Below are 18,624 nucleotides of genomic sequence, written 5' to 3'. Positions count from 1 at the left end.
ACCGGGCCCGGCGGGCGCGACCCCGAGGGGGATCATCCCTGTGCTCGGGACGAACAGTTCCACCGTTCGGTGCCCGCCGAACCGTCCGGTGCGCATCATGGACGCATGTCACTCGCCGGGATCGCCGGACTGCTCGCCGACCACACCCGGGCCGCGTTCTGCCTGGCCCTGCTGGACGGCCGGGCCTGGACCGCGGGTGAGCTGGCCCGGCACGCCGGGGTCTCGCCGTCCACCGCCGGCGAGCAGCTGTCCCGGCTGGTCGCGGGCGGCCTGCTGGCCGAGGAACGCCAGGGCCGGCACCGGTACCTCCGGCTGGCCGGCCCGGCCACCGCGACCATGATCGAGGACCTCTGCTCGTACGCCGCCGGGTCGCCGGCCGGGACCGGTCCGGGCAAGGCCCCCGCCGGGACCGAGGGGCTGCGGGCGTCCGGCCGGCTCGGCACCGAGGCCCGCGCCCGGACGTGCTACGACCATCTCGCCGGGCGGCTCGGAGCGGCTCGGGGCGGCTCGGGGCGGCCGTCGCGGACGCCGCGCGGGCCCAGGGCCTGGTCGCGGACGACGCCGGGCTCGTCCTCACCCGGGCGGGCCTGGACCGGCTCGCCGGCGTGGGCATCACCGCGGCCGACCTGTCGGGGTCCCGACCGGTGGTCCGCAGCTGCCTCGACTGGACCGAGCGCCGCACCCACCTCGCCGGCGCGGTCGGCGCCGCGCTCTGCCGGCGCGCCTTCGAGCTGCACCGGGTGGAGCGGATCGGCACCGGCCGGGCCCTGCGAACCACCCCGGCGGGCCGCCGGGGCCTGCGGGAGCTGCTGGGGATCGAGGTGCCGCGGTAACCGGGGCCCGCACGGTCGCCGGCCCCGGCTCACACCCCGGCGGCGAGGGGTGTGCGGCCGACGTAACCCCTGGCCACGGGCGCTGTGACGTCAGCGCAACCGGCACCGTCTACGGTCCCCCTGCAGGACACGCCCACCGACGGCCGACCGTGCCCCTGCCGTGCGGGCGGTACACCGCGGTCTTCCGAGAAGGGGTCTGCCCGTGACGGCACCGAACCCGACGAGCGCCACCGACCCGGTGAAGACCGTCTGCTCGTACTGCGGCGTGGGCTGCGGGATCCTGCTCGACGTCACGGTGGACACCGGTACCGGGCGGCGCACGGTGGTCAAGGTGTCGGGGGACAAGGCCCACCCGGCGAACCGCGGGCGGCTCTGCACCAAGGGCGCCACCCACGCGGACATGCTGGCCGCGCCCGGCCGGCTGGGGACGGCACTGGTGCGCACCGCCCGGGACGAACCCGCCGTGCCCACCGACGTGGACGCGGCGATCGGCGAGACCGCGCGGCGGTTGCGGGCGGTCCTGGAGGAGCACGGGCCGGACGGGTTGTCGTTCTACGTGTCCGGGCAGATGTCGATCGAGGCGCAGTACCTGGCGAACAAGTTGGCGAAGGGGTTCGTGCGGACGAACCAGATCGAGTCGAACTCGCGGTTGTGCATGGCGTCGGCCGGTACGGGTTACAAGCTGTCGTTGGGGGCGGACGGGCCGCCGGGGTCGTACCAGGACTTCGAGCGCGCGGACGTGTTCTTCGTGATCGGCGCGAACATGGCCGACTGCCATCCGATCCTGTTCCTGCGGATGACGGAGCGGGTGAGGTCGGCGGGGGCGAAGCTGATCGTGGTGGACCCGCGGCGCACCGCCACCGCGGACAAGGCGGACCTGTTCCTGCAGATCAGGCCCGGTACCGATCTGGCGTTGCTGAACGGGCTGCTGCACCTGCTGGTGGCGGACGGGCACATCGACCGGGAGTTCATCTCGGCCTTCACGCAGGGCTGGGAGGTGATGCCGGGCTTCCTGGCGGACTACGGGCCGGCGCGGGTCGCGGAGATCACCGGGATACCGGAGGCCGACATCCGGCTGGCCGCGCGCTGGATCGGCGAGGCCGGCGAGTGGACGAGCTGCTGGACGATGGGCCTCAACCAGTCCACCCACGGCACCTGGAACACCAACGCGCTGGTGAACCTGCACCTGGCCACCGGCGCGATCTGCCGCCCGGGCTCCGGTCCGCTGTCGCTGACCGGGCAGCCCAACGCGATGGGCGGCCGCGAGATGGGCTACATGGGCCCGGGCCTGCCCGGGCAGCGCTCGGTCCTGGTCGACGCCGACCGGGCCTTCACCGAGGACCTCTGGGGCCTGCCCCCGGACACCCTGCGCACCGACGTCGGCCGCGGCACCGTCGAGATGTTCGAGCGGATGGCCGCCGGGGACATCAAGGCCTGCTGGATCATCTGCACCAACCCGGTCGCCTCGGTCGCCAACCGCCGCACCGTCATCGCCGGCCTGGAGGCCGCCGAACTCGTCATCACCCAGGACGTCTTCACCGACACCGAGACCAACGCCTACGCCGACATCGTCCTGCCGGCCGCGATGTGGGCCGAGTCCGAAGGCGTGATGATCAACTCCGAGCGGAACCTCACCCTGCTGCCCGGCGTGATCGACCCGCCCGGCCAGGCCACCCCCGACTGGCAGTTGATCGCCCGGGTGGCCTGCGAGATGGGTTTCGCCGAGGCCTTCTCCTACACCTGCGCCGAGGAGGTGTTCGACGAGCTCCGCCGGGCCTGGAACCCCGAGACCGGCTGGGACCTGCGCGGGGTGACGTACGAGCGGCTGCGTGGGACGCCGGTGCAGTGGCCGGCCGCGCCCGGCGGCCCGGACCGCAACCCGATCCGCTACCTCGACGACGGCGCCGGCCGGAGCGCCGCCGAGAACCCGGACGGCACCCGCCCCCGGCTGCACTTCCCCACCCCGAGCGGCAAGGCGCAGTTCTTCGCCCGCCCGCACCTGCCCGCCGCCGAACTCCCCGACGACGACTACCCGTTCGTCCTGAACACCGGCCGCCTGCAGCACCAGTGGCACACCCTCACCAAGACCGGCAAGGTCGCCAAACTCAACAAACTCAACCCCGGCCCCTTCGTCGAACTGCACCCCGAGGACGCCCGACGGCTCGGCATCGCCGAACACGACCACGTCGAGATCGCCTCCCGCCGCGGCCGCGCCGTCCTGCCCGCCGTCGTCACCGACCGGGTCCGCCCCGGCAACTGCTTCGCGCCCTTCCACTGGAACGACCTCTTCGGCGAGTACCTCTCCGTCAACGCCGTCACCAACGACGCCGTCGACCCCCTCTCCTTCCAACCCGAGTTCAAAGCCTGCGCGGTCTCGCTGACCAAGGTCGCCGCCCCGGCCCGGCCCGGGAGCGACCGGCGGCCGGCCGAGGCGACGCCCGCCCCGGCGGCACCGGCCACCGTTCCCGTCCAGGCGCTGCAGGGCGCCGGCGCCGCCGCGCTGCTGGCCGGCGCCCTCGGCGTCGCCGATCTCGTACCGCCCGCCTTCGACGCGGACGAACGCCGGTACCTGGCCGGCTACCTGGCCGGCCTCGGCAGCGCGGAGCGGCCCGGCGCCGGCGGCGCCGTGCCCGTGCTGCCGGTCGAGGCACCGCTCGACCCGGACCGCGCGCGCTGGGTCAACGGGCTGCTGGCCGGGCTCTTCTCGCGGGCCCCGCTCGACCCGCCGGCGCCGGCGGCCGCCGCGGGGGGCGGCGCCGGCGTCCCCGGCGGCAACGGGCCGTCGTCCGAGGTGGTGATCCTCTGGGCCTCGCAGACCGGCAACGCCGAGGAGGTCGCCGCCGGCGCCGCCCGCCGGCTGACCGAGGCGGGCTGGGTCCCCCGGGTGCTCAGCATGGCCGACAGCACCCCCGGCTCGCTGCCGCCCGGGGCGCCTGTCCTGCTCATCACCAGCACCTTCGGCGACGGCGAGGCCCCCGACAACGGCGCCGGCTTCTGGGACGCCCTCACCGCCGACGGGCACCCGGGGATCGGCGGCCTGCAGTACTCGGTGCTCGCCCTCGGCGACTCCAGCTACGACGACTTCTGCGGCCACGGGCGCCGGATCGACCAGCGCCTCGGCGAACTCGGCGCGACCCGGCTGGCCCCCCGGGTGGACTGCGAACCCGACTACCACCGGGCCGCCGCCCGGTGGCTGGAGGAGGTCCTCGCCGCCCTGGCCGCCCAGCGCGCCGCCAGGGCCAGGGCCGCCGCACGGCTGTCGGCGACGCCGCCGTCCGCCACGGCCGGCTCCGGGTACTCGAAGACCTCGCCGTTCGCCACCCTGCTGGTCGGCAACCGGGTCCTCAGCCTGCCGGGCTCCGCCAAGGAGGTCCGGCAGTTCGCCTTCGACACCCGCGGCCGGGAGCACGGCGGCCTCGCGTACGAGGCCGGCGACGCACTCGGCGTCTGGCCCGCCAACTGCCCGGAACTGGTGGCGGAGTGGCTGGCCGTCACCGGTCTGGACCCGGACGACGACGTCCTGCTGACCGGGGGCGGCGCGGCGGGCCCGGCCGCCGTCCCGCTGGGCGAGGCCCTGCGGACCCGCCTGGAGATCGCCCGGATCACGCCCGACCTGCTGCGCTTCGTCGCCGAGCGGACCGGCGACCGCGACCTCAAGCGGCTGCTGCGCCCGGACAACAAGGGCGAGCTGGCGCGCTGGAGCTGGGGGCGGCAGGCCGTCGACGTGGTCGGGGCCCATCCCGTGCGGGCCACCGCGCAGGAGTGGGGCGGCGTCCTCAAGCGCCTCCAGCCGCGGCTTTACTCGATATCGTCCAGCCCGCTGGCCCACCCCGGCGAGGTACGGCTGACCGTCTCCGTCGTCCGGTACGCGGGCGAGACGGGCCGCGATCGCAAGGGCGTCTGCTCCACGTACCTGGCCGACGCGGCGGACGACGGCCCGGTGCCGGTGTTCGTCCAGCGGTCGCCGCACTTCAGGCCGCCCGCCGACCCCACCGCGCCGATGGTGATGGTCGGGCCGGGGACGGGCGTGGCGCCGTTCGTCGGGTTCCTGGAGGAGCGTCAGGCCCTCGGGCACACCGGCCCGAACTGGCTGTTCTTCGGCGAGCAGCGGGAGGCCACCGACTTCTACTACCGCGAGGAGCTCGAAGGCTTCCGCCGCGGCGGCCACCTGGACCGCCTCGACCTGGCCTTCTCCCGGGACCAGCGCGCCAAGATCTACGTCCAGGACCGGATGCGCGAGCACGGTCCGCGGCTGTGGGACTGGCTGCGCGGCGGCGCCCACTTCTACGTCTGCGGCGACGCCGGCCGGATGGCCAAGGACGTCGACCAGACCCTGCGCGACATCGCCGTCACCCACGGCGGCCTCACCGAGGAGGAGGCGGCCGGGTACCTGAAGCAGCTCGCCGCCGAGAAGCGCTACGTCCGGGACGTCTACTGACGGCGGAGCGGGGCAGCCGGCGACCCGCTCAGCCCGCCGGGGCCGGCCGCCGCCGCAGCCTGCCCCAGGTCCTCCGGACGGCTTCGACCGGGTCCCACCGGCCCGGGCGGGCGCGGACCAGCGGATAGCAGGCCAGTCCCAGCAGCACCGCCGAGAAGTGGCCCACGCTGGTGAAGTCCCGGGCCTCGACCAGGGCCAGACCGTAGAAGAACAGCAGGCCACCGAGGTAGAGGTAGCGCCAGGGCGCGGTGATCCGGTACGCCAGCACGGCCTCGACGCCGGCCAGGGCGTAGCTGACGCCGTAGTCCAGCGTGTAGACGGCGCTCTGCGGCGCGTGGCCGTGCTCGATCGCCCAGTAGAGGACGCCCTCGCTGAGGTAGGTGGCGCCGACATGGGCGATCAGCAGCACCGCGAGCCAGCGCCGGGTGCCCAGCCAGCGCTCGGCCGGCACATGGAAGATGTTGTAGAGGACGAAGTAGAAGTACCAGCCGCCGCCGGCGATCCACATCGCGCTGGTCACCAGCACCCGGACGGGCGACTCGGCGAGCTGGTGGAGGTTGGTCGAGCGGCGCTGAAGGATGTGCTCGGCCGTCTCGGGCGACACGTGCCGGATCACCACGGTGGTCGCGAACAGGATCACCAGCCAGATGTGGGTGCCGGGAGCCCGGCGGATGTACGCCCAGTAGGCGCGGGCCGCGCGGGCGGGCTGCGTCGGCACGGGCGGCTCCCCTCCGGCAGGGCCGGCCTGGCGCGGCCGGCATCAGGCCCAGCCTGCTGGACGGGCGGCACGGGTACGCTCCGCACTGCTCCGACCGGGTGAGGCGGGCGGGCGCGGAAGCCGTAGCAGGACTGTGACATGCGCCACACCGATCCCGGAAGCGGGGCTGCCACCCTGCTGAAGACCGTCACCGTTCCCGGGGGGAAGCACCGATGTCCGTACGCACCCGCCTGAGCACCGTCGCCGCCGTCGCCCTCACCACCGCCGTCACCGCCGGCGCCGCCGCGCTGCTGGCCGGCTGCGGTCCGGAGAACCCCGCCGGAGAGTCCGCAGCACCGCCCGCCGCCACCGCGCCGTCCGGGGCCGGGACGGCGTCCGGCCCGAGCACCCGCCCGGGCGGCACGGCCGCCCCCACCCCGACCGCCCCGACCGCGACCGCCACCACCCCGGCCGTCAACGGCACCGCGGGCAACCATCTGACCATCAGCAACGGCACCGACCACGTCCTGATGAACGGCACCTCGGTCGACTTCGGCACCGTCGTCCGGGACCTCGCGTGGTCGCCGGACGGCGCCAAGGCGGCCTTCGTCGACGGCGCCGGCAACCTGATGGTCGCCAACCCGGACGGCAGCGGCCGGGTCCTGGTGGCCCGGGCCCCAGGCGGGGAGACCTGGTCCCACCCCACCTGGCAGGTCAGCGCCGTGGTGCCGGGCGTCGAGGTGCCCCTGAAGAACAACATCTTCTTCGCCGCCGCCAAGGGCGGGGTCTCCCGGCTCAAGGGCATCGCCGCCACCGCCGTCGACGGCACGCCCCAGGTGCTCGGGCTGGGCACCGAGGAGGGCCCGGACATCAAGCCGCTCCCGCAGACCGGCAACACCTGGCCGAGCGCGGCGGGCCCGCACGGCACCGCGGTCTACGCGAACAGCGACACCGGCGAGGTCTACATCCGGGACGACTTCCTGCGCCAGCAGGGCGGTCCGCTCCTCCCCGGGTCCCAGCCCGCGCTGGCGCCGGGCGGCGAGGACCTGGTCTTCGTCCGGGCGGTGGGCGGCCACGACCACGTCTTCGAGGGCGGAGTGGCCGAGCGGCCGGCCAAGGACCTCACCCCGGGCGCCGCCACCGACTTCACCGAGCCGGCGTGGTCCCCCGACGGCAGGACGCTGGCCGTCCGGGCGCCCGACGGCATCTACACCCTCCCGGTCGACGGATCCGCGGCGCCGGTGAAGATCTCGACCTACACCGGCCTGCCGGCGTACCGGCCCTGACGGCCCGGCGGCCGGGCCCCCGATCGCGGGGGCCCGGGCGCAGGAAGCCCGGGCGCAGGATGCCCGGGCGCAGGATGCCCGGCGGCTACCGCCCGGAGCGGGCGATCTCGGCCCGCAGCTCGGCCAGTTGCTCGTCGGCCACTCCGAACGGAAGGAACTCGACCAGCCCGAGGAAACGGAACAGCACCTGGGCCCCGGTGACCGCGTACTCGTAGTCGCCGAAGCCCGCCACGGCACCCACCGCGCCCCTGGCCGCGCCCCGGACGACGTGCCCGGTCAGCTCGTCCGGGGCGTCGGCGGTCAGCCCGCGCCGCGCGCCGGGCCGGGCCAGGTACGGGCAGACCATCGAGGCGTACAGCATGCAGACCCGGTGGCCGGGGGCCTCCGGGGTCGGCGCGAGGTTGCGGTACGGGCGTCCGGCGGCCAGCGCCTCGGCGATCGCGGCGCACTCCGCCGGGCCGACCACCCGCCAGACCGGGCCGGGCGCCATCTCCCGGTCGCAGACCGAGCAGCGCCGCTGCCGGGCGCAGTCGGCGCTGCGGCCGTGGTCGGTGCGGGCGAACTGCGGCTCGCCGCCGGTCCACGGGGTGATGGCGGGCACCGGGTAGCCGCGGGTGTCGCGGGGCCTGGCCTCGACGGCCGGCGGCATCGGAACGCGGTCGAAACGCACCCCTCCTGCCTACCAGCCACCGCGGCACGGCACCAGGGTCCGCCCGGCTCGGCCCCGGCTCCTCCGGTCCCGTCGGGGCGACGGCCGCTACGCGCTGCCCGGGCGCACCAGCCCGCTCTCGTAGGCGATCACCACCACCTGGGCCCGGTCCCGGGCGCCGAGCTTGGCCATCGCCCGGTTCACATGGGTCTTGGCGGTGAGCGGGGTGACGAACAGCCGCTCCGCGATGTCGTCGTTGGAGAGGCCGGCCGCGACCAGGGCGACCACCTCCTGCTCGCGGGCGGTCAGCACGTCCAGCCGGGGCAGCGCGGCCCGGTCCTGCGGGGCCGGCTGGGCCAGGAAGCGGCCGATCAGAGCCTTGGTCGCGGCCGGGGAGAGCAGCGCGTCGCCGGCCGCGACCACCCGGATCGCGTCCAGCAGCTCCTCCGGGTTGATGCCCTTGCCGAGGAACCCGCTGGCCCCGGCGCGGATCGCCTCGGCGACGTACTCCTCGCTCTCGAAGGTGGTCAGCACCAGCACCTTGACGCCGGCCAGGTCCTCGTCGGCGGTGATCAGCCGGGTGGCTTCCAGCCCGTCCAGTTCGGGCATCCGGATGTCCATCAGGACGAGGTCGACCCGGGCGCTGCGGGCCAGCCGGACGGCCTCCCGTCCGGTGCCGGCCTCGGCCACCACCTCCAGGTCGGGGGCGGAGTCGATGAGCATCCGGAAGGTGCCCCGGAGCAGTGCCTGGTCGTCGGCGAGCAGCACACGGATCGTCATGGACAGCAGCCCTTTCGGCCGGTGCCGGCGGGCAGCGGCAGTTCGGCGTGGATACGGAAGCCCCCGCCGGGGCGCGGGCCGGCCGCGAGGGTGCCGCCGGCGGCCCGGGCGCGTTCGTGCATGCCGATCATGCCGTGCCCCGTCCCGGCGCCCGGTCCGGCGCCGGGCCCCGCGGCGGCGCCGAGCGGGCCCGTCCCGCGTCCCACCGGGCTGCGGCCGTCGTCCTCGACGGTCAGCCGAAGGGTGTCCGCGCCGAACTCCAGGCGGACCCGCGCGCTGGCGGGCCCGGCGTGCTTGTGGGAGTTGGTCAGCGCCTCCTGGATGATCCGGTAGGCCGTCAGGTCGGTGATCGGCGGGAGCTCGACCGGCGTACCGGCACGCTCCAGCCGGACCGGCAGCCCCGAGTGGCGGAAGGCTTCGAGCAGGTCGTCCAGGCCGGCGAGGCCCGGCGCCGGCTCCCGGGGGGCCGACTGCTCGCCGCTGTTGCGGAGCAGGCCGACGGTGGCGCGCAGCTCGTCCAGGGCGGCCCGGCTGGTGTCGCGGATCCGCTCCAGCGCCTGGTAGGCGTGCTCGGGGTCGGTGCGCATCAGATGGTGGGCGACGCCGGCCTGGGCGTTGACCAGGGTGATGTGGTGGGCCACCACGTCGTGCAGCTCGCGGGCGATCCGCATCCGTTCCTCGGTGACCCGGCGGCGGGCCTCCTCCTCGCGGGTGCGTTCGGCCCGTTCGGCCCGCTCCATCGCGGAGGCGAGCAGCTCGCGGCGGCTGCGGACGGCGTCGCCGACGGCCACCGACAGGCAGGTCCAGGCGATCAGGCCGAGGTTCTGCGGCAGGTCCTCGACGCCCGGGCGGGTGAACAGGCCGGCGGTGGTCAGCGCGACGGCGGCGCAGGCCCCGGAGCGCCAGGCGGTACGCCGGTCGGTGCGGGTCGCGACGGCGAAGAGCGCGAACCCGACGGCGGCCGGCGGCGGCCCGTTGACGGGGACGAGGACGAACTCGACCACCCCGATCAGCACGGTCGCCGAGGCCACCTGGACCGGCCACCGGCTGCGCGCCAGCAGGGGCACGCAGGAGATGGCGAGCAGCACCAGGTAGACCGGGATCGAGGCGTTCTGGTGGTAGGCGGTGGCCGCGGTGACCGGCGCGACCAGCACGAAGCAGACCAGCGCCACGGCCAGGTCGGTCATCAGCGGCCGCGCGCGCAGCCACTGCCTGATCGGGTCGGCCATCTGCACTCCTTCACCGTACGCAGTCGGGGGCGGTCAGCGGGCCGGGCGGGGGCCCGGCGGGCGGGGATCGGGTGGGGCGGGGACCGGCGGGCGCGGCCCGGGTGGGGCGGGGACCGGCGGGCGCGGCCCGGGTGGGGCGGGGACCGGCGGGCGCGGCCCGGGTGGGGCGGGGACCGGGTGGCACAGGCCGGGGCCCGGACCGGTCCTGCCGCCCGGTCCGGGCCCCCACCGCGCTCGGACGGTCAGCGGGCGGCGTCCACCCGCGCCGGCTCCTCGGCCGGCCGCTCGGCGAGCAGCACCGGCGGCTGCGGCGCCGGATCCGGCTCACCCTCGACCGAGACGTGCGGCAGCAGCCGGTCCAGCCAGCCGGGCAGCCACCAGTTGGCCGCGCCGAACCGGTGCATCAGCGCCGGGACCAGCACCATCCGCAGCACCAGGACGTCGAGCAGGACGGCGAGCGCCAGGCCGATCCCGAACTCGGCGATCATCCGCTGGCCGCCGAAGATGAAGGCGGCGAAGACGCAGGCCATGATGACGGCCGCGGCGGTGATGACCTGCCCCGTCTCGCCGTGGCCGACCCGGACGGCCCGGCGGTTGTCCCGGGTGTGGGTCCACTCCTCGTGCATCCGGCTGATCAGGAAGACCTGGTAGTCCATCGAGAGGCCGAACAGGATCGCGATGATCATGACCGGCGCGAAGGCCTCGATCGGGCCGGCCGCGCCGGCTCCCAGCGCCTCCGACCCCCAGCCCCACTGGAAGACCGCGACGATCGCGCCGAACGCCGCCCCCATCGTGAGCAGGTTCATCGCCACGCCGATCAGCGGCACCAGCAGGCTGCGGAAGGCCACCATCATCAGCAGGCAGCCCAGGCCCACGATGATCGCGATGAACACCGGCAGCTTGGAGATCAGGACGTCCGCGAAGTCCGCCGCGGTCGCCGTGGCGCCGCCCACGTACACCTGCAGTCCGGTGCCGGCCTCGGCCTGCGGGACGACCCGCTCCCGCAGGTCGGTGATCAGGGCCGAGGTCTGCTCGGACTGCGGGGAGGTGCTCGGCACCACCCGTACGGTGCCGATGCTCTGGCCGTCCTTCATCGGCGCGGAGGCCACCTGGGCCACCCCGGGCACCGTCTTCAGCTCGGTGACGAGCTTCGCCAGCGCCGCCTGCTCCGGCGCGCCGGGCGCTTCGGCGACCAGCAGCAGCGGCCCGTTGGACCCGGCGCCGAACCCGTCGGCCATCAGGTCGTACGCCTGCCGGGTGGTGCTGGACTTCGGGTTGTTGCCCGCGTCCGAGCTGCCGAGGCGCAGGGAGAACACCGGCACCGCGACGGCGGCCATCACCAGCAGCGCGACCAGCGCCTTGCCGGTCGGCCTGGCCTGCACCCGCAGCGCCCAGCGGGCCCAGACCCCGGCGGACTGCAGCTCGGTCGGCCCCTGGTCGGCCAGCTGCCGGCGCTGGGCGCGGCTCAGCACCTTCAGCTTCAGCATGCCGAGCATGGCCGGCAGCAGGGTGATCGCGGCCAGCACGGTCAGTCCGACGGTCAGCGCGGCGGAGATGGCCATCCCGTTCAGGAAGCCGATGCCGAGGATCAGCATGCCCAGCAGGGCGATCACCACGGTGAGCCCGGCGAAGAGCACCGCCCGGCCGGAGGTGTTCAGCGCCCGGACCACCGAGTCCTGCACGCTCAGCCCGGCCATCAGGCCCTTGCGGTGCCGGTTGACGATGAACAGGGCGTAGTCGATGCCGACGCCCAGGCCCACCAGGGCGCCGAGGGTGGGGGCCACCGAGGCGACGCTCATCCCGTGGCTGAGCAGACCGGTGCCGATCACGCCGGTACCGACCCCGGCCACCGCGGTGAGCACCGGCAGGGCGGCCGCCCACAGCGAGCGGAACACCAGTGTCATCACGATCAGCGCGGCCACGATGCCGATCAGCTCGCTGGCACCGCCCATCTCGCTCTCGCTGTTCTGCACGGCCTGCCCGCCGAGCTGGACGTCCAGGCCGTCGGTGCGGGCCTGCTCGGCCAGCTGGACCACGTGCTCGACGTCGGCCTTGGGGATCTCCCGGGCGTTGCCGGTGAAGTTCACCTGGGCGTACGCGGTGGTGCCGTCCTTGCTGATCTGCGGCGCGCCCTGCGGGCTGTACGGGCTCACCACCGAGGCCACGGACGGGGCGGTGGAGATCTCCTCCAGCACCTTGCCCATCCGGTCCTTGGTCGCGGCGTCGTTCACCGAGCCGCCGGTGGTGTGCCAGACCACGGTGTCGGTGTCGCCGGCCGCGGCCGGCATGCCCGCCTTCAGCAGGTCCAGGGCCTTGCTGGACTCGGTGGCGGGCATCGACATGCTGTCGCTGTACTTGGTGCCGAAGGCGCCGGACGCCGCGCCGAGGCCGACCAGCAGGCCCAGCCACAGCAGGACGGTCACGAGCCGGTGCCGGTGGCACCAGCGGGCAAGCGCGGACATCGGGTCTCCAGAAGTGTCGGGCCCGGGGTCGGGCCGGCCGGCGCGCCGCCGCGCACGTCGCCAGGGGTGCCGGACGCGGGCGCCCGCCGGGTGCGGCGGGTGCGCGGCCGGGTGCGACCGGCACCCGATGGGCACCCGGCCGTCACGCGGATCGGATCCGGAGGCGGGGACGGCACTGTCCGGCCCCGGCCCCGAGTGGGCCGCGGGCCTCTCCCCCGGTCCGTTCCACCCTCCCTTCCGGGGGCCGCGCTGTCGTCACCCGTCCGCAGACACCCGGCGTACCGCGCCCGCGGTATCCGGCACGGCGGCGTACCGCGGGCGCGGGCACCGGAGCCGCGCGCTGGCGTGTTGCCCCGGCGCTCCCGGCCGGGTCCGGGAGACTGGCACCGCCGGACGGACGGCCGGCCGGAAGCGAGGACCGGACCCCATGGACATCACACTTCGGCTGGCCCAGCAGCCGGAGGCCGACGCGTTGCTCGGCCGCAGCCCGCTGGCCGCCCTGGCGGGCATGCTGCTCGACCAGCAGGTCCCGATGGAGTGGGCCTTCTCGGGGCCGTACACGATCGCCCTTCGCCTGGGCCGCGACGACCTGGACGCGCACGAGATCGCCGCCTACGAGCCGGAGGCCTTCGCCGCCCTGCTGTCGCAGAAGCCGGCCGTGCACCGCTACCCGGGCTCGATGGCCAAGCGCCTCCAGCAGCTCTGCCAGTATCTGGTCGAGCACTACGACGGGGACGCCGCCGCCGTCTGGGAGGGCGTGGAGAGCGGCAAGGAGCTGCTGACCCGGCTGAACGAGCTGCCCGGCTTCGGGAAGCAGAAGGCCCAGATCTTCCTGGCGCTGCTGGGCAAGCAGTTCGGGGTCGCCCCGGAGGGCTGGCGGGAGGCGGCGGGCCCGTACGGGGAGCAGGGCTGCCACCGTTCGGTGGCGGACATCACCGGGCCCGAGTCGCTGGAACAGGTCCGCGCGTACAAGCAGGAGGCGAAGCGCGCGGCGAAGAAGGCCTGAGGTGTCCATGCGATCTTTTCAGAAGCCTCACACGAACGTCTGTTCCCGGGCGGCGTGGCCTGCTTAGGCTCCGCGTGCGTGCACAACGGCGTGTGCGGCCTCCGGTGCCGGCGGCGCGCCTTCGCGCCTCCGCCCGTACGGAAAGATCACATGGACTACTGCGCATCCTGCCGACGCCATCTCAACGGCGCCCTCTCCTGCCCCGGGTGCGGCGTGGCCGCCGCCATGGCCGCCGCTCCACCGCCCGGCCCCGGCCGCGCGACGGCGGCCGACACCCCGACCGAGCTGCTGCCCGCCGTACCCCTGACGCCCGGCGCGGCGGCTCCCCGTACGCGGGCCGACCGGCGCGGCCGGGCCCGTTCCGGCCGGCGGCGCGGCGCGCTGGTGCTCGGCGCCGCCGTCCTGGTGCTCGCGGGCCTCGGCGCGGTGGCCCTGGCCAGCACGGACCAGGAGCCGGTGGCCGCGCCGGCCGCCTCCCCCGCTGCGCCGTCCCCCGTACCCACCGCCGGCGGCGGCGCCACCACGGCCGCGCCCGCGCCGGCCCCGGTGGCCACCAGCGCGAAGGCCGCCACGGGTACGCCGAGCGGCAGACCGAGCCCCAGCGCCTCCCCCTCGGCCAGCGCGACGGCGCCTTCGCCCGGGCCGGCCGCCCCCGCGCCGGCGACCGCGCCGGGGACGGCTCCCGGATCGTCGGCGCCCCGGCCGAGCACGCCCGCCCCCGCGCCGAGCACGCCCCAGCCGCAGCCCTCCCCGACGGCCTCGCCGAGCTGCACCCGGATCCTCTTCTGGTGCTCCTGACACCGGGTGCCCCGCGCCCCGGGGCTCCCGCCCGGCCGAGGGTGCGTCAGCGGATCCTGCGGTACGGGTAGCGGCCCCGGACGGTCCGGCCGAAGCAGCGGCCGTGGCTCGGGGCGTCCATCAGCTCCTCGTGCACCCGCCGGGGGACGTCCGCGTAGCTGTACACCGCGCCGCTGACGAACTCGATCTCCAGCACCCGGTTCGCCGCGTCGTAGCCCACCGAGCGCAGCGCCGAGGAGTCCACCGGCCGCCGGTGGGCGACCGTCCGTGTCCGTGCCATGGGGCCACCAGCCTTCGCCGTCCCGGGTCCTGGCCCCCCGTCCAGTGTGCGCCCGTCAGACCGGCCACGCGAAGGGGTCCCGGCCGGCGGCCGGAACCCCTCGGGTGCAACCCCTGGTCAGAGGACGGGCACCGGCTCCCCCTGGGCGTGGGCCCCGGCGGCCGGCTCCGCCGCCGAACCGTCGGCGGTGTCCCCGGCAGCGTCCTCCGCCGTGTGCCCGGCGGAGTGCTTCGGCAGGGCGAACATCAGCGCGAAGACCGCCAGCAGCACGCCGACGACCCACCACATCGCGTGGACGAACCCGGCGGTGAACTCCGCACCGACCGCCTGCGGCGCCGCGTTCTCGTCGATCACGCCGAAGAAGGCCACCGACACCAGGCCGAGCCCGAGCGCCATGCCGAGCTGGCCGGTGGTGTTGATCAGCCCGGAGGCCGACCCGGCGTGCTCGCGCGGCACCTCGGAGAGGATCGCCTCGGTGATCGGGGCGACGATCAGGCCCATCCCGGCGCCCATCACCACCAGCGGCAGCGCCATCTGCCAGGACGCGATCGCACCCGCGTACCGGTCGGCCTCCCAGATGTAGAGCAGCACGCCCGTCGCCATCACCAGCGCGCCGGCCTGCAGCACCTTGCGCCCGAACCGCGGGACGAGCTTCTGCACCGACATCCCGGCGGCCACCGAGACGGCGATCGAGAACGGGATGCCGGTCGTGCCGGCCTTCAGCGCGCTCCAGCCCAGGCCGACCTGCATGTAGAGCGTCCAGACCAGGAAGAAGATGCCGGTGACGATCCCGAAGGTCAGCTGCACGCCGATGCCGGCGGCGAAGCTCTTCACCCGGAACAGCGTCAGCTCGACCAGCGGCGAGCCGTCCCGGCGGGTCTTGATCTGCTCGTACCGGACGAACAGCGCGAAGACCGGCAGGCTGCCCGCCATCGAGAGGTGGCCCCAGAGCGGCCAGCCGGCGTCGCGGCCGTGGGTGAGCGGGTAGAGCAGCATCAGCAGGCCGACGCTGGCCAGCGCCATGCCCAGCAGGTCCAGGCGCAGCGCCTTCTCGGCCCGGGACTCCGTGATGTACCGGCGCCCGAGCAGCAGCCCCGCGACGCCGACCGGCAGGTTGATCAGGAAGATCGGCCGCCACTGCAGGCCGAAGAGGTCCCACTGGGTCAGCAGCGCGCCGATCAGCGGCCCGGAGACCGCGCCGAGGCCGACGATGGCGCCGAACATCCCGAACACCTTGCCGCGCTCGTGGGCGGGGAAGGTCGCGTGGATGATCGACAGCACCTGGGGCACCATCAGCGCGGCGGTCGCGCCCTGCAGGACGCGGGTGGCGACCAGCATCTCCGGGCCGGTGGCCAGGCCGCAGAGCGCGGACGCGACGGTGAACCCGCCGATGCCCAGCAGGAAGAGCCGCTTGCGGCCGTAGATGTCACCGAGCCGCCCGCCGGTGATCAGGCCGATCGCGAACGCCAGCGCGTACCCGCCGGTGACCCACTGGACGGCGCTGAACGAGGCGCCGGTGTCCTGCTGGATGCTCGGGATGGCGATGTTGACGATGGTGACGTCGACCAGGTCCATGAAGGAGGCCATCATCACCACCGCGAGGGCGATCCAGCGGCGGCGGTCGGCCGCGCCGTCGGGTTCGGTTCCGGTGTCGGTCCTGGGTACTGCTGCGGCGGTCATCGCACGCCTTTCCTTGGCTGTCCGGGGCACGTCGCCGACTCTAGAAGCCATGTAGGTCGGATTCCGTCCTCGTTCTGCGGCATGCTGGCGGCCATGACGGACACCCCGGCACGACTGCTGAATCTGCTCTCCCTGTTGCAGACCCCGCGCGAGTGGCCCGGCAGCGAACTGGCCGAGCGCCTGGAGGTCAGCCCCCGCACCATCCGGCGCGACATCGAACGGCTGCGCGACCTCGGCTACCCCGTCCAGGCGACGATGGGCGCGGTCGGCGGGTACCGGCTGATCGCGGGCACCGCGATGCCGCCACTGCTGCTGGACGACGAGGAGGCGGTGGCCATCGCCGTCGGCCTGCGGGCGGCGGCCGGACACGCCGTGGGCGGCATCGAGGAGGCGTCGGTGCGGGCGCTCGCCAAGCTCGTCCAGGTGCTGCCGTCCCGGTTGCGGCACCGGGTGAGCACGCTGAACGAGGCCACCGTCCCGCTGCTGAGGGGGGACGGGCCGACCGTCGACCCGGAGGACCTCACCCTGCTGGCCGCCGCCATCTCCAACCGCGAGCGGCTGCGCTTCGGCTACCGGGCCGTCGACGGCGCCGAGAGCAAGCGGCTGGTGGAGCCGCACCGGCTGGTCTCGGCGGGGCGCCGCTGGTACCTGGTGGCGTACGACAACGGCCGGGACGACTGGCGGATCTTCCGGGTGGACCGGATCACGGAGCCGTTCGCGACCGGCGTGCGGACCCCGGCCCGCGAGCTGCCCGCCGAGGACGCCGCCGCGTACGTCGCCGCCAAGTTCTCCCGGCTCACCCCGTCCTTCCGGGCGGTGGCGACCGTCTTCGCGCCGGCCGAGGAGGTGCTGCGGCGCTTCCCCCGCGCCGACGAGGTGCTGCCGCTGGACGAACGGAGCTGCCGGCTGCAGAGCCGGGAAGACTCACTGGAGTGGCTGGCGATGCGGCTGCTCATGCTGGGCTGCGAATTCGAGGTGCACGAGCCGCCGGAGCTGGCCGACCACCTGCGCGCACTCGGCGGCCGGGCCACCCGCGCGACGGCGGGCGGCCCCGGCTGAGGACGGCTCAGCTGCTCAGCTGCTCGGCTACTCAGTTGCCCGGCGGCTCGGCGGCGCGGGCGACGCCTCAGGCGCTGTACTCGGCGGTGATCACCGCGCGGGCCAGCGTGTGGAAGGTGATGTGGAAGCCGATCTGGGCCGCCGGGGTGTCGCGGGTGACCTCCAGCGCCGGGACGTCCAGCGCGTGCACGGCGAAGAGGTACCGGTGGGCCGGCCCGGGCGGCGGGGCGGCGCCGTCGTATTGGTGACCGGGGAAGTCGTTGCGGGCGTGGAAGGAGGCGCCGCCGGGGAGGTCCGCGTCCGAGGAGCCCGCGCCGCGCGGCAGTTCGGTGGTGCCGGCGGGCAGGTTGAGCGCCAGCCAGTGCCACCAGCCGCTGCCGGTGGGCGCGTCCGGGTCGTAGCAGGTGACGGCGAAGCCGAGGGTCCCCTCCGGCGCGCCGGACCAGGCCAGCTGCGGCGAGAGGTTGCCGCCGGCGTGGGCGAAGTCCTTGGGCAGCACACCGCCGTCGGTGATGTCACTACTGGTCAGACTGAAGGACGGCACCTGCGGCAGGAACTCGTACGGAAGCGGCGGACGGGCGCTCACGGGGGATCACCTTTCGACGGGGCTCTCGGGCGTCCCCACTTTATGGCTCCCCCTCCCGCCGGGGCAGCAGCTCGCCCTAGAGTCTGCCCATGGCCTCGGACGACCGCAGCAGCACTCCCGCCCTTGACCCGGCCCGCATGATCGCGGACGCACGCCGGGCCTTCTTCGTGATGATCGGCGTCCTGGCCGTCGTCTGGCTGATCCAGGTCGTCAACTGGACCGACGACTACCGGCTGACGCGGGACTTCGGCATCCGCCCGCAGCAGCTGGGGCGGCTCGGGGACGTGTTCGCGGCGCCGTTCCTGCACATGAGCTGGCACCACCTGGAGGGCAACTCCGGGCCGCTGTTCATCTTCGGGTTCCTGGCCGCGTACCGGGGCGTGCGCAAGTTCCTCGGCCTGACCGTGCTGGTCACGGTGACCAGCGGGGCGGCCGTCTGGCTGTTCCAGGGCACGGACACCATCTCGGCCGGGGCCAGCGGGGTGATCTTCGGGTACTTCGGCTACGTCGTGCTGCGCGGGGTCTTCGACCGGAACCTGGTCGACACGCTGATCGGCGTGGTGATGGGGGCGTCCTTCGCCTACATCCTCACCACCGCCCTGCCGGGCACCCCGGACGTGAGCTGGCTGGGCCACCTGGGCGGTCTGGTGGGCGGCCTGGCCGGCGCCTGGATCTTCCGGGACCGGAGCGGGAGGAACGCGCCCGCAGCAGCCGCCACAGCATCCGCCACGGTGCCCGGGCCGGCCCGCAGCCCGCACGCCGACCTGCTGAAAGAGCTGGACGACCTCGGCATCTGATCCCTTTAGGTATAGACCAATCCTGGGCGCCGGGTTAGCGTGAG

The 18,624-nt window shown here is 74.7% G+C and carries 14 protein-coding genes and 1 pseudogene; 6 read left to right on the top strand and 9 right to left on the bottom strand.

Translation table 11 applies throughout. The features are described 5' to 3' along the window. Positions 1 to 105: 105 nt before the first annotated feature. Positions 106 to 833 (top strand): annotated as a pseudogene (locus OG689_RS22145) (ArsR/SmtB family transcription factor). A 202-nt stretch (positions 834 to 1,035) separates the two neighbouring features. After that, positions 1,036 to 5,271, top strand: a complete 4,236-nt coding sequence (locus OG689_RS22140; protein ID WP_266322651.1) for a bifunctional nitrate reductase/sulfite reductase flavoprotein subunit alpha — start codon at positions 1,036 to 1,038, stop codon at positions 5,269 to 5,271. Positions 5,272 to 5,299: 28 nt separating this feature from the next. Here OG689_RS22140 and OG689_RS22135 read toward each other — a convergent pair whose 3' ends face one another. Next, positions 5,300 to 5,989 carry a rhomboid-like protein gene (locus OG689_RS22135; RefSeq protein WP_266322650.1) on the bottom strand — a complete coding sequence of 230 codons (690 nt, stop codon included), beginning with the start codon at positions 5,987 to 5,989 and terminating at the stop codon, positions 5,300 to 5,302. Between the two features lie 212 nt (positions 5,990 to 6,201). Between OG689_RS22135 and OG689_RS22130 the strand changes: the two genes are divergently transcribed. Beyond that, complete coding sequence (locus OG689_RS22130; RefSeq protein WP_266322649.1) at positions 6,202 to 7,254, top strand: hypothetical protein; 1,053 nt, start codon at positions 6,202 to 6,204, stop codon at positions 7,252 to 7,254. A gap of 85 nt (positions 7,255 to 7,339) precedes the next feature. Here the strand turns inward: OG689_RS22130 and OG689_RS22125 are convergent, their stop codons facing one another. The 4 genes from OG689_RS22125 to OG689_RS22110 form a co-directional block, all read right to left on the bottom strand. After that, complete coding sequence (locus OG689_RS22125; RefSeq protein ID WP_266322648.1) at positions 7,340 to 7,924, bottom strand: hypothetical protein; 585 nt, start codon at positions 7,922 to 7,924, stop codon at positions 7,340 to 7,342. Between the two features lie 87 nt (positions 7,925 to 8,011). Next, positions 8,012 to 8,683 (bottom strand): response regulator transcription factor, encoded by a 672-nt coding sequence (locus OG689_RS22120; protein ID WP_266322647.1) that lies wholly within the window; start codon positions 8,681 to 8,683, stop codon positions 8,012 to 8,014. Then, positions 8,680 to 9,912 carry a histidine kinase gene (locus OG689_RS22115; RefSeq protein ID WP_266322646.1) on the bottom strand — a complete coding sequence of 411 codons (1,233 nt, stop codon included), beginning with the start codon at positions 9,910 to 9,912 and terminating at the stop codon, positions 8,680 to 8,682. The genes OG689_RS22120 and OG689_RS22115 overlap by 4 nt, the downstream gene beginning before the upstream one ends. 242 nt (positions 9,913 to 10,154) lie before the next feature. After that, positions 10,155 to 12,374 carry an MMPL family transporter gene (locus OG689_RS22110; protein ID WP_266322645.1) on the bottom strand — a complete coding sequence of 740 codons (2,220 nt, stop codon included), beginning with the start codon at positions 12,372 to 12,374 and terminating at the stop codon, positions 10,155 to 10,157. A 427-nt stretch (positions 12,375 to 12,801) separates the two neighbouring features. Between OG689_RS22110 and OG689_RS22105 the strand changes: the two genes are divergently transcribed. Continuing rightward, positions 12,802 to 13,380, top strand: a complete 579-nt coding sequence (locus OG689_RS22105) for an HhH-GPD-type base excision DNA repair protein (RefSeq protein ID WP_266322644.1) — start codon at positions 12,802 to 12,804, stop codon at positions 13,378 to 13,380. A 155-nt stretch (positions 13,381 to 13,535) separates the two neighbouring features. On the opposite strand, the gene OG689_RS22100 is transcribed toward OG689_RS22105, so the two are convergent. The 3 genes from OG689_RS22100 to OG689_RS22090 form a co-directional block, all read right to left on the bottom strand. Beyond that, complete coding sequence (locus tag OG689_RS22100; protein ID WP_266322643.1) at positions 13,536 to 14,153, bottom strand: hypothetical protein; 618 nt, start codon at positions 14,151 to 14,153, stop codon at positions 13,536 to 13,538. 71 nt (positions 14,154 to 14,224) lie between these two features. Beyond that, positions 14,225 to 14,458, bottom strand: coding sequence for a KTSC domain-containing protein (locus tag OG689_RS22095; protein WP_266322642.1), 234 nt, complete (start codon positions 14,456 to 14,458; stop codon positions 14,225 to 14,227). Between the two features lie 117 nt (positions 14,459 to 14,575). Then, positions 14,576 to 16,138, bottom strand: coding sequence for an MFS transporter (locus OG689_RS22090; RefSeq protein WP_266322641.1), 1,563 nt, complete (start codon positions 16,136 to 16,138; stop codon positions 14,576 to 14,578). A gap of 93 nt (positions 16,139 to 16,231) precedes the next feature. On the opposite strand from OG689_RS22090, the gene OG689_RS22085 reads away from it, so the two are divergent. Further along, the gene (locus OG689_RS22085) at positions 16,232 to 17,197 is read left to right on the top strand and encodes a YafY family protein (protein WP_266322640.1); all 966 of its coding nucleotides are present in this window, start codon (positions 16,232 to 16,234) and stop codon (positions 17,195 to 17,197) included. 67 nt (positions 17,198 to 17,264) lie between these two features. Here OG689_RS22085 and OG689_RS22080 read toward each other — a convergent pair whose 3' ends face one another. Beyond that, positions 17,265 to 17,783 carry a YbhB/YbcL family Raf kinase inhibitor-like protein gene (locus tag OG689_RS22080; protein ID WP_323189319.1) on the bottom strand — a complete coding sequence of 173 codons (519 nt, stop codon included), beginning with the start codon at positions 17,781 to 17,783 and terminating at the stop codon, positions 17,265 to 17,267. 89 nt (positions 17,784 to 17,872) lie between these two features. Here OG689_RS22080 and OG689_RS22075 point away from each other — a divergent pair, with 89 nt between their 5' ends. After that, entirely contained in the window at positions 17,873 to 18,580 is a 708-nt protein-coding gene (locus OG689_RS22075) for a rhomboid family intramembrane serine protease (RefSeq protein WP_266322639.1), read from the top strand. The last annotated feature ends 44 nt before the right edge of the window (positions 18,581 to 18,624 follow it).

The sequence above is a fragment of the Kitasatospora sp. NBC_00240 genome (assembly GCF_026342405.1).
Classification (GTDB): Bacteria; Actinomycetota; Actinomycetes; order Streptomycetales; family Streptomycetaceae; genus Kitasatospora.
Note: the sequence above shows the minus strand (reverse complement) of the source record. Positions and strands in the feature narration are given on the sequence as shown.